Annotated in this window: 11 protein-coding genes and 1 pseudogene; 3 read left to right on the top strand and 9 right to left on the bottom strand. The window is 69.4% G+C overall.

The genetic code is table 11. The features are described 5' to 3' along the window. Positions 1-38: 38 nt before the first annotated feature. A complete protein-coding gene (locus J2Y70_RS11880) occupies positions 39-1,799 on the bottom strand; it encodes an XVIPCD domain-containing protein (RefSeq protein WP_309917547.1) in 1,761 nt (586 codons plus the stop codon). A 159-nt stretch (positions 1,800-1,958) separates the two neighbouring features. On the opposite strand from J2Y70_RS11880, the gene J2Y70_RS11875 reads away from it, so the two are divergent. Beyond that, a complete protein-coding gene (locus tag J2Y70_RS11875) occupies positions 1,959-2,324 on the top strand; it encodes a PadR family transcriptional regulator (RefSeq protein WP_263395066.1) in 366 nt (121 codons plus the stop codon). Continuing rightward, positions 2,321-3,247 (top strand): sensor domain-containing protein, encoded by a 927-nt coding sequence (locus J2Y70_RS11870; protein WP_263395065.1) that lies wholly within the window; start codon positions 2,321-2,323, stop codon positions 3,245-3,247. Before J2Y70_RS11875 ends, J2Y70_RS11870 begins: the two co-directional genes overlap by 4 nt. A gap of 130 nt (positions 3,248-3,377) precedes the next feature. Here the strand turns inward: J2Y70_RS11870 and J2Y70_RS11865 are convergent. Beyond that, a pseudogene (locus J2Y70_RS11865) lies at positions 3,378-4,607 on the bottom strand (polyhydroxyalkanoate depolymerase); the annotation flags it as partial. Between the two features lie 63 nt (positions 4,608-4,670). Next, positions 4,671-5,276, bottom strand: coding sequence for a class I SAM-dependent methyltransferase (locus tag J2Y70_RS11860; protein WP_263395063.1), 606 nt, complete (start codon positions 5,274-5,276; stop codon positions 4,671-4,673). A gap of 81 nt (positions 5,277-5,357) precedes the next feature. On the opposite strand from J2Y70_RS11860, the gene J2Y70_RS11855 reads away from it, so the two are divergent. Then, positions 5,358-5,813 (top strand): CopD family protein, encoded by a 456-nt coding sequence (locus J2Y70_RS11855; RefSeq protein WP_309917538.1) that lies wholly within the window; start codon positions 5,358-5,360, stop codon positions 5,811-5,813. Positions 5,814-5,979: 166 nt separating this feature from the next. Here J2Y70_RS11855 and J2Y70_RS11850 read toward each other — a convergent pair whose 3' ends face one another. From J2Y70_RS11850 to lpxB, 6 genes are all read right to left on the bottom strand, one after another. Next, positions 5,980-6,738: a tetratricopeptide repeat protein gene (locus J2Y70_RS11850; protein WP_309917535.1), complete on the bottom strand. Its 759-nt coding sequence runs from the start codon at positions 6,736-6,738 to the stop codon at positions 5,980-5,982. Between the two features lie 25 nt (positions 6,739-6,763). Beyond that, on the bottom strand, positions 6,764-7,723 hold the full coding sequence (locus J2Y70_RS11845; RefSeq protein WP_263395059.1) for an acetyl-CoA carboxylase carboxyltransferase subunit alpha: 960 nt from the start codon (positions 7,721-7,723) through the stop codon (positions 6,764-6,766). A gap of 109 nt (positions 7,724-7,832) precedes the next feature. Beyond that, positions 7,833-8,723, bottom strand: coding sequence for a hypothetical protein (locus tag J2Y70_RS11840; protein ID WP_309917531.1), 891 nt, complete (start codon positions 8,721-8,723; stop codon positions 7,833-7,835). A gap of 55 nt (positions 8,724-8,778) precedes the next feature. Beyond that, positions 8,779-12,372, bottom strand: coding sequence for a DNA polymerase III subunit alpha (gene dnaE, locus J2Y70_RS11835; RefSeq protein WP_263395057.1), 3,594 nt, complete (start codon positions 12,370-12,372; stop codon positions 8,779-8,781). 152 nt (positions 12,373-12,524) lie between these two features. Then, positions 12,525-13,241 (bottom strand): ribonuclease HII, encoded by a 717-nt coding sequence (locus J2Y70_RS11830; RefSeq protein ID WP_309917527.1) that lies wholly within the window; start codon positions 13,239-13,241, stop codon positions 12,525-12,527. Next, positions 13,238-14,467: a lipid-A-disaccharide synthase gene (gene lpxB, locus J2Y70_RS11825; protein WP_309917744.1), complete on the bottom strand. Its 1,230-nt coding sequence runs from the start codon at positions 14,465-14,467 to the stop codon at positions 13,238-13,240. Before lpxB ends, J2Y70_RS11830 begins: the two co-directional genes overlap by 4 nt. Positions 14,468-14,470: the final 3 nt, after the last annotated feature.

Here is a 14,470-nt window from a genome sequence, read left to right as displayed (position 1 = left end):
TGGCGGCGTCGCGCCGCCGCGCCGCCGTGCCGGCACGCTCAGCGCGATGGCGCGCGTTGCTGGGCCTCCGCCAGGTCCTGCGTGGCGGCGGCAGGCGGCGCGGTCGCGCGCAAGGCATCGAGCTGGCGCACGCTGTCCTGCAGCGGGATGGCCGCGGCGGCCTGCGCGTCCACGTAGGCGGTGCGCTTGTCCGCGGCCATCGGGTCGCCCTGCACCGCAAACACGCGGCCGGCGTCGTTGCGCAGCACGTGGTCGACCTGGCTCAGGCCTTCGCGCTTGGCGGACAGCAGCAGTTGCGTCGCCAGTTGCGGATCGGCCGGCCTGAGTCTGGCGTCGATCGCGCACTGCATCGCGTAGTCGGGGTGGGTCGGGTCGCGCGGATCGGGCGAAGTAGCCGCGCGCGTGGCCGGTGCGGCGGCCGCCGCACCGGGTTCGGTCCCGCCGATCCCGGCGTCGATGCGGGTCAGCGCGCCGCTCAGTTCGCCATCGGCGTCGGTGGCGACGGTGAACAGGCGTTGGCTCAGGCCGTACGGCGAATTGCCCATGTTGCGCGCCAGGCCGACCGCGAAGTCTTGGTTGCTGGCAGTGGCGTAGGCGCCGGCCTGGTCGCGCTCGGACGGGCGCGCCTGCGCCGCCCTTGCGTACTGCTCGCGCAACGCGCCCATCTGCGCTTCGGAGAAGCTCAGGGTCAGGTCCTGGCCGGCGGCGATGGGGCCGTCCGCGGTGTCTTTCCCGGACAACGCGGCGTTGAGCAGTTGCGCCTGGTTGCCATCGACCTTGCCGAAGCCGAGCTGGTAGCGGCGCGCCTCGACGTCTTCGCTGCCGGCGGCATCGAACTGGCGGGTGAGGGTGAGCGGCACGTTGTCGGCGTACTGCAGGCGGCTGCTGACGGTGCTGCTGCCGTCGGCGTGGGTGGTGCGCACGTTCTCGCCGCTGTTGCGCTGCCCGGCCAGCTCCACGCTCAGCGATTCGCCCAGGCCGAGTTTGGCGCGGGTCTGCGAACTCATGTTTAGGGTGTCGATCCGCTGCACGTCGCTGACCCCGGAGGTCGGCGCCGGCAGCCGGCCGCTGCCGAGGAAGTCGCGGTAGGCGGCCTGCGCCTGCGGGTCGCGCAGGTCGAAGGTGGCGGTGTGCATGCTGGCCTGGCCGAGCGCGTCCTGGCGGCCGAACATGGCCTGCGCCAACGGCGTCTTCAGCCCGACCATCTCCAGCCGTTCGATCGCCGCGGTGGGGCCGGTCGCCACCCGCACGCGGTGCTCGTCCAGGCGCTGCGCGGCGTAGCTGACGCCCGCCGCGTCGGTCCGTTCGCTGCTGGTGGCGAAGCCGCGGAACGAGGCCTCCAGCGAGGTACGCAGGAACGCCTGGCCGTCGAGCTTGACGCTGCCGCCGACCGGGAGCGTGAGCGGATCGAACGGATTGACCCCGCGCGCGGTCTCGACGCTGGCGTCGCCGGGCAGGCTGACGCTGTAGCGCGCACGTTCGCCGAGCTGGGTCGAATTTTCGGCGCTCGCCGCGTTCCTGCCGCTGGTGGCGCCCTTGAACTGGTGGCCCTGGCGGAACTCCATCTCCAGGCCGAACTCGGTGTTGCCGTCGACGCTGCGGCGGCTGGCGCCCACGCTGCGGGTGGAGACGAGTTCGTGCTGCAACGGTCCGGTACGTCCCAGCGCGTGGCGTTCGGTGCGTTCGGCGGTGACGCTGCCGTCGGCCGGATTCCATTTCAGCGGACCGGCGCTGACGTTGCCGGCGGCACTGCCGAAGGTCGGATCGGTGGCCTGGGCGGGGGGCGTCGTCGAGCTCATGCATTCTCCTTGAGAGCGCCTGCCGGCGCGAGCGGCGGGGACTATAGCCAGGGGAATGTTGCCGATGCGTCAGGCTTTCGTTGTGCGGCCATGACTAGCGGCACATTCGCTATACCTAACTCAACACTAGTATGCATTCCAACCTAGTGGGAGGTGGTCATGGTCGATCCGGATGCGCAGCTGAGAAAGTTCCAGAAGGAGCTGAGCGCGGGCACCGTGTCGCTGGCGCTGCTGGCGGTGCTGGCCGAGGCCGCGGAGCCCTTGTACGGCTACCTGATCGCCAAGCGCCTGGAGAAAGTGGGCGAGGGCGTGCTCAGCGGCAAGCAGAGCGCGCTGTACCCGGTGCTGCGCAACCTGGAGGCGGCCGGCCTGTTGTGCAGCCATGTCGAACCGTCGGTGGCCGGGCCGCCGCGGCGCTACTACCGCATCACCGAACCCGGCCGCGCCACGTTGCAGCACTGGGCCGCCGCGTGGCGCGCCACCCGCGATTCCGTCGATTCCGTCCTGAAGGGGATTTCAGAATGAGCAGCGAACAATTCCAGGCGCGGCCGTTGCCGGCCACCATTCCCGACTACCTGGCGCAACTGCGCACGGCGCTGGCCGGCGCCGATCCAGCGCTGGTCCAGGACGCGCTGTACGACGCGGAGGAATACCTGCGCGCCGAGCTGGCCGAGCAGGGCGGCAAGAGCGAGGCCGAGGTCATCGCCGAGGTCGCCGGCAGTTATGGCGCGCCGGAGGAGGTGGCGGCGATCTACCGCGACACCGAGGTCACCGTGAACCGCGCGCTGAAGCCGCCGGCACCGCCCAGGCGCAAGTCGCTGCTGGGCCGCTTCTTCGGCGTGGCCGCCGATCCGCGTGCCTACGGCGCGTTCTTCTACATGCTGCTGTCGCTGGTCACCGGCATCTTCTACTTCACCTGGGTAGTCACCGGGGTCAGCGTGTCGCTAGGCATGCTGGTGCTGATCATCGGCGTGCCGTTGCTGGTGCTGTTCTTCGGTTCGGTGCGGCTGCTGTCGCTGGTGGAAGGGCGCATCGTCGAGGTGTTGCTGGGCGAGCGCATGCCGCGGCGGCCGCTGTACAGCGCGCGCGAACAGCCCTGGCTGCGGCGCATCGGGCAGATGTTCACCGATGCGCGGACCTGGACCACGATGCTGTATTTCGTGCTGATGCTGCCGCTGGGGATCGTCTATTTCACCGTGTTCGTCACCCTGCTGAGCACCGCGCTGGCGCTGGCGGCGGCACCGCTGGGCCTGTTGTTCCCCAACCAGATCAACGTGGGCCTGTCGTTCGGCGACTTCAGCTTCGCCGATCCCGGCCTGTGGCTACTGCCACTGTTCAGTGCGCTGGGCATCGTGCTGCTGTTCGCCACGCTGCACCTGGCGCGCGGCGTCGGCAAGCTGCACGGCCTGCTGGCCAAGCACCTGCTGGTGCACAGCGCGGCGCAGTGATGGTGATGACGCTGCGGCCGGCGGACGCCGGCCGCGAGCGGGATGCCGCTCAGCCGGCCTTGCGGCTGCCGCGGCGCTTGAGCGGGGTGACGTTGCCGCTCGGTGCCTGCACGGTGGCCGACGCATTGGCGGCGATGAACGCACGCACCTGCGGATAGACGATGTCGCGCCAGCGGCGGCCGCTGAAGATGCCGTAGTGGCCGGCGCCTTCCACTTCCAGATGCTGGCGGCGGTGCGCGGCGATGCCGGTGCACAGGTCCTGTGCGGCGGCGGTCTGGCCCAGGCCGGAGATGTCGTCCAGCTCGCCTTCGATGCTGAGCAGCGCGGTGTCGCGGATCGCCGCCGGATCGACGCGCTCGCCGCCGATCACCCATTCGCCGCGCGGCAGCAGGAACTCCTGGAACACCACCCGGATCGTGTCCAGGTAATAGCGCGCCGGCATGTCCAGCACCGCGTTGTATTCGTCGTAGAAGCGGCGGTGCGCCTCGGCATCCTGCAGGTCGCCCTTGACCAGGTTGGCGTAGAAATCCCAGTGCGACATGAAGTGCCGGCTGGGATTCATCGCCAGGAACCCGGTGTGCTGCAGGAAGCCCGGGTACACCGCGCGGCCGTGGCCCGGATACGCCTGCGGCACGGTGTGGATGACGTTGTGCTCGAACCAGGACAGCGGATTGCGCGTGGCCAGGTTGTTGACCTGGGTCGGGCTGCGGCGCGCGTCGATCGGCCCGCCCATCATCACCAGCGAGCGCGGCGTGGCTTCGCCGCGGCCGGCCATCAGCGACACCGCGGCCAGTACCGGCACGGTCGGCTGGCACACGCTGATCACGTGCAGCTTGTCGGCGCCGATGTGGCGGATGAAGTCCTGCACGTAGTTGACGTAGTCGTCCAGGCCGAAATCGCCGTCGCTCTGCGGCACCATGCGCGCGTCGATCCAGTCGGTGACGTAGACCTTATGGTCGCGCAGCAGGGTGCGCACGGTATCGCGCAACAGCGTGGCGTGGTGCCCGGACAGCGGCGCCACCACCAGCACGGCCGGCTGCTGCTTGAGCCCGGCCACGACCTTGGCGTCGTCGCTGAAACGCTTGAAGCGCAGCAGGCGGCAGAACGGCTTGCGCAGCACTTCCTGCTCGACGATCGGCAGCGGGTGGCCGTCGACCTCGACATGGTCCAGTGCCCACGCCGGCTTCTCGTAGTCCTTGCCGAGCCGGTGCAGCAGCTCATTGGTGGCGGCCAGGCGCTCGGCGCCCGGGAGCGTGGCCCACAGGCTATTGGCGTCGGAGAAGATCTTGGCGTTGGCCGCGGCCTGGTGGACCCAGGGAGCGAGCAGGTTGCGGGTCAGTTCGTGCCACTGGTAGAGCATGCCGGTGTTTCCATCCTGAGCGTATGCTGCCGTGCAGCATATCCTATCGGGTGTGATTGCACCTTAATGGGGCACCAGACCAATCGTCTCCAGCGCCGCCGCATCGCCCGCCAGCGCAGGCGAGAGCCAGCAATGACTGCCCACCGGGCGCAGCCCCAGCGCACCAAACTGGCGCCGGTACCAGCGCGCCGGACGCGGCTGGAAGCCGGCATGGTCGCCGTCGAAGGCGTCCTCCTGGGCGAAGGTTTCCAGGAACGCGACCCCGCCGCACAACTCGGCCAGGCCCGGCAGGCCCTGGCGCAACTCGCGGTTGGGCACGTAGTGCAGCACGTCCGAACACACCAGCAGGTCCACCGGCGCGCACGGCCGCAGCCAGGCGAAGTCGCCGAAGCGCGCCGGGCGCAGGTTGCGATGGCGGCCGTAGCGGGCGACCGCGTACTCGCTGCTGTCGAAGCCCAGGTAGCTCAGCTTCGGCCGCAGCTTCAGCAGCGGCGCGCGCCAGGCGCCTTCGCCGCAGCCGATGTCGAGCACGCTGCGGATCGGCCGTTCCAGGTAGTACTCGGCCTGGGCCACGGCGAGCGCGACCTTGCGCGCCAGGCGCGCGCTGCCGCCGATATCGTCGCGGCGATACCAGCGCTGGAAATAGTCGGCGTCGTACTGTTTGTCCATGCGGGGTCGTGGTCCGTGCGGGCGTGATGCGAATCGGCGAAAATGGCGTGACATCCTACGCCAGCGACCCGGAGCCAGCGCATGCAACTCTATCTGTGGATCAAGTCCCTGCACCTGCTGTTCGTGGTCGCATGGATGGCGGCGGTGTTCTACCTGCCGCGGATCCTGGTCAACCTCGCCGAGAGCGCGGGCCAGGCGCAGGTGCAGGCGCGGCTGGTGCTGATGGGGCGGCGCCTGTACCGCTTCGGCCACATGATGTTCGGCCTGGCGCTGCTGTTGGGGCTGACCCTGTGGCTGGGCTACAAGGTGCTGCCCGACTTCCCGACCATGGTCGCGCCCGGCCACAGCGGCTGGTTGCACGCCAAGCTGGGGCTGGTGGGGCTGCTGCTGGTGTATTTCGTATTCAGCGGACGCTGGCTCAAGGGCGTGGAACAGGCGCGGGCGCTGCCGTCCTCGCGCGTGCTGCGCCTGTTCAACGAGGTGCCGGTGCTGGTGCTGCTGGTGGTGATCTGGCTGGTGTTGGCGAAGCCGTTCTGAGCTGTTGCCGGGACTCGGGACTCGGGACCGGGGACTCGGAGCAGGGCTGGTGGCTGATCCGGTGGGGGCGTGCCCGGACAACTGGAGCGGGTGCGGCGTCACTTCAGGGCTGATGACCAAAGGTTGCCCAGAGTTGCTTCGCACCCGTCGTTGAGGGCGCAGTGCGCTAGGTGCTGGCGCTGTCGAGTTGCTTGAGTTCGCGGCGGGCCAGGTCTATCCACTGGCGTTGGTCGCGCTGGTAGTAGCGTGGGGCCAGGCTCGAGCGCTTCAGCACTTCGTTGAACACGGTGCCGGCGCGCTGCGGCTGGCCCGCGCGTTGCAGCAGTTGCGCGTAGCGCACGCGGGCTTCTTCGCCGGGGTAGTCGTCGGCGAGCGCGGCGTATTCTTCCAGGGCCGCGTCGGTCTCGCCCAGCGCCTCGGTGGCGCGGGCGTACAGCAGGTGGCCGTCGTGCGAGCGGAACTGCGGGTTGGCGGCGATCAGGCGGTCCAGCGTGGCTTTCACCGCAGCCGGTTGGTCCAGGCCGAACTGCGCCTTGGCCAGGCCCAGCAGCAGCCCCGGGTCGTCGCGGTGGATGCCGCGCAAGCCGCTCTCGAAGACCTCGGCCGCCTGCGCGTATTCGCCGTTGCCCAGGTGCACCTCGGCCAGTTGCCGGCGGTTGTCCACGGTGTCGGCAAGTTCCAGCCGATTGCCGGCGGTGCGCGTGTCGCGGTTCGGGTCGAGCTTGGCGCCGACCTTGCGCAGGTGGCGGCGCGCGCGCGGATCGTTGCGCCATTCCGGCAGCAGTTCGGCGATCACGTAGATCAGGATCCCCAGATACGAAAAGATCAGCAGGATGAAGATCCAGTACAGCGGGCGGCCGCTGCGCACCACGTGCACGCAACAGGCCAGCTGCAGGGCCAGCGACAGCAGAACGATGGGACTCATGGACGACGCTTCCTTGTCGTGGCGATCACGCTGCTTCGTACGCCCCGTAGCCGCGCAGGCGCTCGTAGCGCTTCTGCAGCAGCTGCTCGACCGGCAGCTGTTCCAGCGCGTCCAGTTCGTTGAGCAGCACCGCCTTCAGGCGCTTGGCCATCTGCGTGGGATTGCGGTGGGCGCCGCCGATCGGCTCGCGCACGACCTTGTCGACCAGGCCCAGCGCGGACAGGCGCTTGGCGGTCAGGCCCAGCTGCTCGGCGGCGTCCTTGGCCTTGGCCGCGTCCTTCCACAGGATCGAGGCGCAGCCTTCCGGCGAGATCACCGAATAGGTGCCGTATTCCAGCATCAGGGTGCGGTCGCCGACGCCGATCGCCAGCGCGCCGCCGGAGCCGCCTTCGCCGATCACGGTGCAGATCACCGGCACCTTCAGCTCGGCCATCTCCAGCAGGTTGCGCGCGATCGCCTCGCTCTGGCCGCGCTCTTCGGCGCCGATGCCGGGATAGGCGCCGGGGGTGTCGATGAAGGTCAGCAGCGGTAGCTTGAAGCGCTCGGCCAGCTTCATCAGCCGCAGCGCCTTGCGGTAGCCCTCCGGACGCGGCATGCCGAAGTTGCGCGCGACCTTGGTCTTGGTGTCGCGGCCCTTCTGGTGGCCGATGATGACCACCGGACGCCCGTCGATGCGGCCCAGGCCGCCGACGATGGCCTTGTCGTCGGCGAACGCGCGGTCGCCGGCCAGCTCCTGGAATTCGTCGCAGAACACGTTGATGTAGTCCAGCGTGTACGGCCGCTGCGGATGCCGCGCCAGCTGCGAGATCTGCCACGACGACAGATCGCGGAAGATCTGCGCGGTGCGCACCCGCAGCTTGTCCTGCAGCGCCCGCACCTCGGTGTCGACGTTGACCGCCGGGCCGGTGCTGGCATTGCGCAGTTCCTGGATCTTGGCTTCCAGATCGGCGATGGGTTGCTCGAAGTCGAGGTAGTTCGGATTCATTGGAAACCGTCGTGAACTAAAGCGGCAAGTGTAGCCGAACGGCTGCGGCCAACCCGTACGGGGCCGTGCGGTCGCCGCGGCGCGGGAAACGGAGCGGTGCCGCCGGCAATCAGCGCTGCGGAGCCGCCGCCGGTGCGGCCGCGACCAGCGCGGGGCTGCCGAAGGCCTGGCCGAGCTGCAGCACGAAGTCGTTGCGCGCCTGGTTCGCCTCGGCGCCCAGGTCCGCGCCCAGCGTGGCGGTGGCTGCGGTGAACTGCATCATGGCCTGGAAGTAGTCCTTCTGCAGCTGCAGCTGCTGCGCCGGATCGGACGCGCGCAGATAGCGCGCGTAGACCTGGCGCAGCGGCGCCGCATGCGCCTCGAACGCGGGCGCCAGCGGCGGCAGCGCCGCGGACGCGGGTTCCAGCGTGCGGCGCGGCGCCTGCCAGCCCGGCGCGCGCTGTTGCGCGAAGTAGCCCCGTTGGCCGCTGCCGGCCTCGTAGTAGGCGATGAACTCGGCGGCGCCGAACAGCTTGGTCTTGATGTTGCCGCCGCGGTCGGCGACGTAGGCCACGGTGCGCTCGGGAAACGGCTCGCGCAGCCCGTAGTCCCACTGCTTGCCGATGAACAGCGCGTGTCGCGCCTCGAACGGACCACTGACGCTCACTCCTTGCAGGGTCAGCGTGGACTCCACCGTGCCGAAGTTCTTCAGCTTGGAGGCGTCGGTGACGTAGATTTCCCGGCCGATCACGTAGTCGGACAGGGTCGGGTTGATCAGCCCGCCGTGGCCGCCGGCATAGACGATGAAGGGCACTTCGCCCAGCGCTGCGGTCCGTAGCCGGTGTGCGCCCGGCGCCAGCTCGAGCGTGGTCGCACTGTCCGCGGCCACGTCGTAGGCCTGGTCGTCGACGACGATCCGCAGCGGCGCCGCGGTCGGGTTGTCGACCACGAAGCGCTGCGCCGCTTCACCGCAACCGCCGAGCAGCGCGGCGCACGCCAACAGGATCGAAAAACGCGTCATGGAAGGCACTCGATGCATGCGGAAGGAAGGCGCTGCCCTGGAGTGGGCGGCAGGCTCACGTCGCCCAGGGCGGGTTGTACTTGACCTTGACCGCACGCACGCCGGGATCGGCGCGCAGGGTGTCCAGCAACTGCGGATCCACGCGCACCGAGTGGCTGCCGTTGAGGTCGAGCATGCCGGCCACGCTGCCCTGTTCCGAGGCCAGCAGCAGGTCCAGGCGCAGCGGCGTCTTGCCGGGGCGGTGGCGCGCCAGCAGTGCGTCGATGCGCGGCCAGGTGCTGCGCTGGCGCAGGTCCAGGCGCAGCGACAGGCGTTGCGCGTGGTGGGTGCAGATCTGTTCGTAGTCCCAGCACTGGCGGATGCGCATGGCATAGCCGCCATTGAATTCGTCCTCGCGCACGCCGCCCTTGACGATCAGGATGCGGTCGCGGGTGAGCAGGTGGCCGAACTCGGCGATGGCATCGGTGAACGCGCTGCACTCGACCCGGCCGCGGCCGTCCTCGAGTTGCACGAACACCTGGCTGTCGCCCTTGCGGCGCACGCCGACCACCTGGCCGGCCAGGATCGCGCTGATCTCCGGGCGCCAGGCGCGTTTCTCGCCGTCGCCACCGCCGCCACCGCGGCCGCCGCCGGATTGCGAACAGATCTTCTCCAGCGCGCTCAGGTCGCAGCCGACCAGGTCGCGCACTTCCTCGCGGTACGGATCGAACGGATGGCCGCTGAGATAGAAGCCCAGCGTCTCGCGCTCGCCGGTCAGCAATTGGCCCAGCGCCCATTCCTTGCTTTCCGGCAGTTCCAGGCGCAGCGCCGGCGCGCTGGTGTCGGCGCCGCCGAACAGCGAGTTCTGGCCCGAGGCGCGCTCGCGCGCCATCTGCTCGGTGGCCTTCATCACTTCCGGCAGCTGCAGCATCAGCGTGGCGCGGTTGCTGCCCAGCCCGTCCATCGCGCCGGCGTTGATCAACGCTTCCAGGGTGCGCTTGTTGAGCTTGGCCGATTCCACGCGCGTGCAGAAATCCAGCAGCGAGGCGTATTCGCCGCCGCGCTCGCGCTCGGCCACGATTGCCTCGCAGGCGCCGCGGCCCACGCCCTTGATCGCGCCCAGGCCGTACTGGATGGTGTCCGGCGTGGCCGCGGCGAACATGTACGCCGAGGCGTTGATCCGCGGCGGCAGCACGGTCAGGCCGAGGTTGCGCACCTCGTCGAGGAAGCCGACCACCTTGTCGGTGTTGTCCATGTCCGAGGACAGGGTCGCGGCCATGAACTCGGCCGGGTAGTGCCGTTTCAGCCAGGCGGTCTGGTAGCTGACCAGCGCGTAGGCGGCGGCGTGCGACTTGTTGAAGCCGTAGCCGGCGAACTTCTCCATCAGGTCGAAGATTTCGTCGGCCTTGGCCTGGCCGACGCCGCCCTTGGCCGCGCCCTCGCGGAAGATCTCGCGGTGCTTGGCCATCTCCGCCGGCACCTTCTTGCCCATCGCGCGGCGCAGCAGGTCGGCGCCGCCCAGCGAGTAGGCGCCGACGATCTGCGCCATCTGCATCACCTGCTCCTGGTACACCATGATGCCGTAGGTGTCTTTCAGGATCGCTTCGGTGCGCGGATCGGGGTAGATGATCTCCTGCTGGCCGTGCTTGCGCGCGTTGAAGTCCGGGATCAGGTCCATCGGGCCCGGACGGTACAGCGACACCAGCGCGATCAGGTCTTCGAAGCGATCGGGCTTGGCGTCCTTCAGCAGCCGGCGCATGCCCGAGGATTCGAACTGGAACACCGCGCCGGTGTTGCCCGAGGCGAACACGCCCTTGTAGGTGGGCGCGTCGTCGAGCGGGATCGCGGTGATGTCCACCGGCGGGATGCCGGCGCGCGCATGCCGCACGTTGATCGCCTTCACCGCCCAGTCGATGATGGTCAGCGTGCGCAGGCCGAGGAAGTCGAACTTGACCAGGCCGACCTGCTCGACGTCGTCCTTGTCGAACTGGGTGACCGGGTTCTTGCCCAGGTTGTCGACGTCGTGTTCGGCGAACAGCGGGCAGAAGTCGGACAGCGGCGTCGGCGCGATCACCACGCCGCCGGCGTGCTTGCCGGCGTTGCGGGTCAGGTCCTCCAGCTGCCGCGCCAGATCCATCAGGTCGCGGACGTCGTCCTCGCTCTGGTAGCGCTGGATCAGCTCCGGCGAGGCCATCTCGCTGTCCTTGCCTTCGCCCATCGCGTCCTTCAGCGTGATGCCGAGGATGTTGGGGATCAGCTTGGCGACGCCGTCAACCAGGCCGTACGGGAAGCCGAGCACGCGGCCGCAGTCGCGCACCACCGCCTTGGCCGCCATGGTGCCGTAGGTGATGATCTGGCTGACCCGGTCGCGCCCGTACTTGCGCGCGACGTAGTCGATGACCTCGTCGCGGCGGTCCATGCAGAAGTCGATGTCGAAGTCGGGCATCGACACGCGTTCGGGATTGAGGAAGCGCTCGAACAGCAGGTTGTACGGCAGCGGGTCCAGATCGGTGATCTGCAGCGCCCAGGCCACCAGCGAGCCGGCGCCGGAGCCGCGGCCGGGGCCGATCGGGATGCCCTGGTTCTTGCCCCACTGGATGAAGTCGGCCACGATCAGGAAGTAGCCGGGGAAGCCCATCTTGATGATCGTGTCCAGTTCGAATTCGAGCCGGTCGACGTAGTCCTGGCGGGTCTTGCCCGGCGCCAGCGGGTTCTTCTCCAGGCGCGCGGCCAGGCCCTCGCGCGACTGGCTGCGGATCCAGCTGTCCAGCGTCTCGTTGTCGGGCACCGGATAGGCGGGCAGGAAGTAGGTGCCCAGCTGCATCTCGATGTTGCAGCGCTGCGCCAGCGCCAGCGTGTTGTCGATCGCGTCGGGGATGTCGGCGAACAGCGCGGCCATTTCCTCGGACGACTTCAGGTATTGCTGGTCGCTGTAGTCGCGCGGGCGCTTGGGGTCGTCGAGCACGCGGCCGGAGGAAATGCACACGCGCGCCTCGTGCGCGGCGAAATCGCTGGCGTACAGGAAGCGCACGTCGTTGCTGGCCACCACCGGCAGCCCGCGCATGCCGGCCGCATGCAGCGCGAACTGGTTGAACGCTTCCTCGCCGTCGCGGCCGGTGCGGGTCAGTTCCAGGTGCAGGCCGTCGCCGAAGATGCGCTGCCAGTCGGCCAGCTGCTGCTCGGCCAGGTCGTGGCGGCCTTCGCTGGCCAGGCGTCCGGCCAGGCTGTCGCGCCCGGCCAGCGCGAACAGGTTGTCGCTACCGGTCTGCAGCCATTCCGGGCGCAGCGCCACGCCGCCTTCGTTGCGGTGGCCCTCCAGCCAGGCGCGGGTCAGCAGCCGCGACAGGCTCAGGTAGCCGTCGCGGTTGCGGCACAGCACGGTGAGCCGCCACGGCGCCTGGGTGCCGTCGCTGATCAGCAGGTCGGCGCCGGCGATCGGCTTGATGCCCACGCCTTCGGCGGCCTTGTAGAACTTGACCAGCGCGAACAGGTTGTTGAGGTCGGTGACCGCGAGCGCGGGCAACTCCAGTTCGACCGCGCGGCTGAGCAGGTTGGCCTGCTTGGCTTTCTTCGGGTCGGCCTGATCCGGTTTCTCGGGCACACGGATGGTGGAATCCGCCAGCGAGAATTCGGTGTGGACGTGCAGATGGGCGAAGCGGGAAGTGGACATGCGGAACCAGGACGATGCCCGGTCAGGTTAGCGGCGGGAGGCGGGGCGAACAAGGCTTGACAGGGCGGACTCGGGACTCGGGACTCGGGACTCGGGACTCGGGACTCGGGACTCGGGACTCGGGACGGGTCTCATTTGGGGTTGAGCGAGGCCTAGCCGTCGTTGATCGCTTCCGTCGCGCCTGCGCCAGCGAAATTCGCATTCGCGATGCCGAGTCCCGAGTCCCACGTCCCGAGTCCCGGCTCCCCCAGCGCACGGCGTACCGGCGCGAAGCTGCGCCGGTGCTGCGGGCACGGGCCATGGGTCTGCAGCGCCGCGAGATGCGCGGGCGTGCTGTAGCCCTTGTGCAGGTCGAAGCGGTAGTGCGGGTGCTGCTCGTGCAACTGCCGCATCAGGCGGTCGCGGGTGACCTTGGCCACGATCGAGGCGGCCATGATCGCGCGGTCGAGCGCATCGCCGCCGATCAGCGCTTCGGCTGCGCACGGCAGGCCCTTGGGGATGCGGTTGCCGTCGATGCGCGCGAACTGGGCGACGTGGGCCACGCCCTCGACCGCGCGGCGCATGCCGAGCATCGTCGCCTGGTAGATGTTGATGCGGTCGATCTCCTCGTTGTCGATCAACACCACCGACCAGGCCAGCGCGCGCTCGACGATGCGCGCATACAGCTGCTCGCGGCGCTCGGCGTTGAGCTGCTTGGAATCGTTCAAGCCATTGATGCGCGGCCGCGACGGATCGAACACCACCGCCGCCACCGCCACCGGCCCAGCCAGCGGGCCACGCCCGGCTTCGTCGACGCCGGCGTAGAGCAGGGATTGGTGAGTGGGGATTGGGGATTGGAACAGCAGGCCGGACCCGTCGGAGTGCTTCATGACGTCGCCTCCGAATCCCGAATCCCGAATTGCGAATCCCGGCCTTCAAGCAATTCCGCCACCGCATCGGCAGCCCGCACCGACGCATCCTGGCGCAGCAACTGATGCAAGCGCAGGTACTCGGGTTGCAGCGCTTCCACCGCCTGCGGGTCGCGCAGCCAGTGCAGCAGCGCGGCCGACAATTTGTCCGCGGTGCAGTCGTCCTGCATCAGTTCCGGCGCCAGATCGCGGCCGGCGAGGATGTTGGGCAGCGCGTAGCGGTCGACCTTCAGCAGGCCCAGCGCCTTGACGATGCGGTAGGTCAGCGGCGCGACCTTGTAGCCGACCACCATCGGCCGCTTCACCAGCATTGTCTCCAGCGTCGCGGTGCCGGAGGCCAGCAGCACCACGTCGGCGGCGAGCAGCGCCGTGCGCGCCTGGCCGTCGAGCAGGTGCGAATACACCACCGGCAAGGCCGAACGTGACAGCTGTTCGGCGATCAGCGCCTTGCACGCGGCGTTGGCCGCCGGCACCACCACGTGCGCGCCCGGCGTCTGCTGCAGCACCTGCCAGGCGGCGGCGAAGAAGGTATCGCCGAGCCGGCCGATCTCGCCCAGGCGGCTGCCCGGCAGCACCGCCAGCACGGTCGCGGCGGCCGGCAGCCCGAGCTCGGCGCGCGCCGCGTCGCGGTCGCCTTCCAGCGCGATCGCATCGGCCATCGGGTGGCCGACGAAGCGCGCGTCCACGCCGTGCCTGGCGTAGATCGGCGGCTCCATCGGGAACAGGCACAGCACCATGTCGGCGCTGGCGCCGATCTTGGCCGCGCGCTTCTCGCGCCAGGCCCAGACCGACGGGCTCACGTAGTGCACGGTGCGGATGCCGCGCTGCTTGAGCCAGCGCTCCACGCCGAGGTTGAAGTCGGGCGCGTCGACGCCGACGAACACGTCCGGGCGCCAGTCCAGCAGGCGCTCGCGCAGCGCGCGGCGCAGTTTCAGCAGGCGCGGCAGATGCCGCAGCACTTCCATCAGGCCCATCACCGCCAGTTCGCTGGCATCGAACCAGGTCTGGCAACCGGCGTTGCGCATCGCATCGCCGCCGATGCCGGCGAACTCGGCATCCGGGTACCGCGCGCGCAGCGCCTCGATCAGTCCGGCACCAAGCTGGTCGCCGGAGGCCTCGCCGGCGACGAGGGCGATGCGGATGGAGCGGGGACCGGGGACCGGGGACCGGGGACCGGCAACGCCCAGTAC

The sequence above is a fragment of the Xanthomonas sp. 1678 genome (genome assembly GCF_031455575.1).
Taxonomy (GTDB): domain Bacteria; phylum Pseudomonadota; class Gammaproteobacteria; order Xanthomonadales; family Xanthomonadaceae; genus Xanthomonas_A.
Note: the sequence above shows the minus strand (reverse complement) of the source record. Positions and strands in the feature narration are given on the sequence as shown.

Excerpts from the sequence above, each read along its gene's own strand:
- J2Y70_RS11880 (WP_309917547.1), bottom strand. The coding sequence starts at position 1,799 with ATGAGCTCGACGACGCCCCCCGCCCAGGCCACCGATCCGACCTTCGGC.
- J2Y70_RS11875 (WP_263395066.1), top strand. The coding sequence starts at position 1,959 with ATGGTCGATCCGGATGCGCAGCTGAGAAAGTTCCAGAAGGAGCTGAGC.
- J2Y70_RS11870 (WP_263395065.1), top strand. The coding sequence starts at position 2,321 with ATGAGCAGCGAACAATTCCAGGCGCGGCCGTTGCCGGCCACCATTCCC.
- J2Y70_RS11860 (WP_263395063.1), bottom strand. The coding sequence starts at position 5,276 with ATGGACAAACAGTACGACGCCGACTATTTCCAGCGCTGGTATCGCCGC.
- J2Y70_RS11855 (WP_309917538.1), top strand. The coding sequence starts at position 5,358 with ATGCAACTCTATCTGTGGATCAAGTCCCTGCACCTGCTGTTCGTGGTC.
- J2Y70_RS11850 (WP_309917535.1), bottom strand. The coding sequence starts at position 6,738 with ATGAGTCCCATCGTTCTGCTGTCGCTGGCCCTGCAGCTGGCCTGTTGC.
- J2Y70_RS11845 (WP_263395059.1), bottom strand. The coding sequence starts at position 7,723 with ATGAATCCGAACTACCTCGACTTCGAGCAACCCATCGCCGATCTGGAA.
- J2Y70_RS11840 (WP_309917531.1), bottom strand. The coding sequence starts at position 8,723 with ATGACGCGTTTTTCGATCCTGTTGGCGTGCGCCGCGCTGCTCGGCGGT.
- dnaE (WP_263395057.1), bottom strand. The coding sequence starts at position 12,372 with ATGTCCACTTCCCGCTTCGCCCATCTGCACGTCCACACCGAATTCTCG.
- J2Y70_RS11830 (WP_309917527.1), bottom strand. The coding sequence starts at position 13,241 with ATGAAGCACTCCGACGGGTCCGGCCTGCTGTTCCAATCCCCAATCCCC.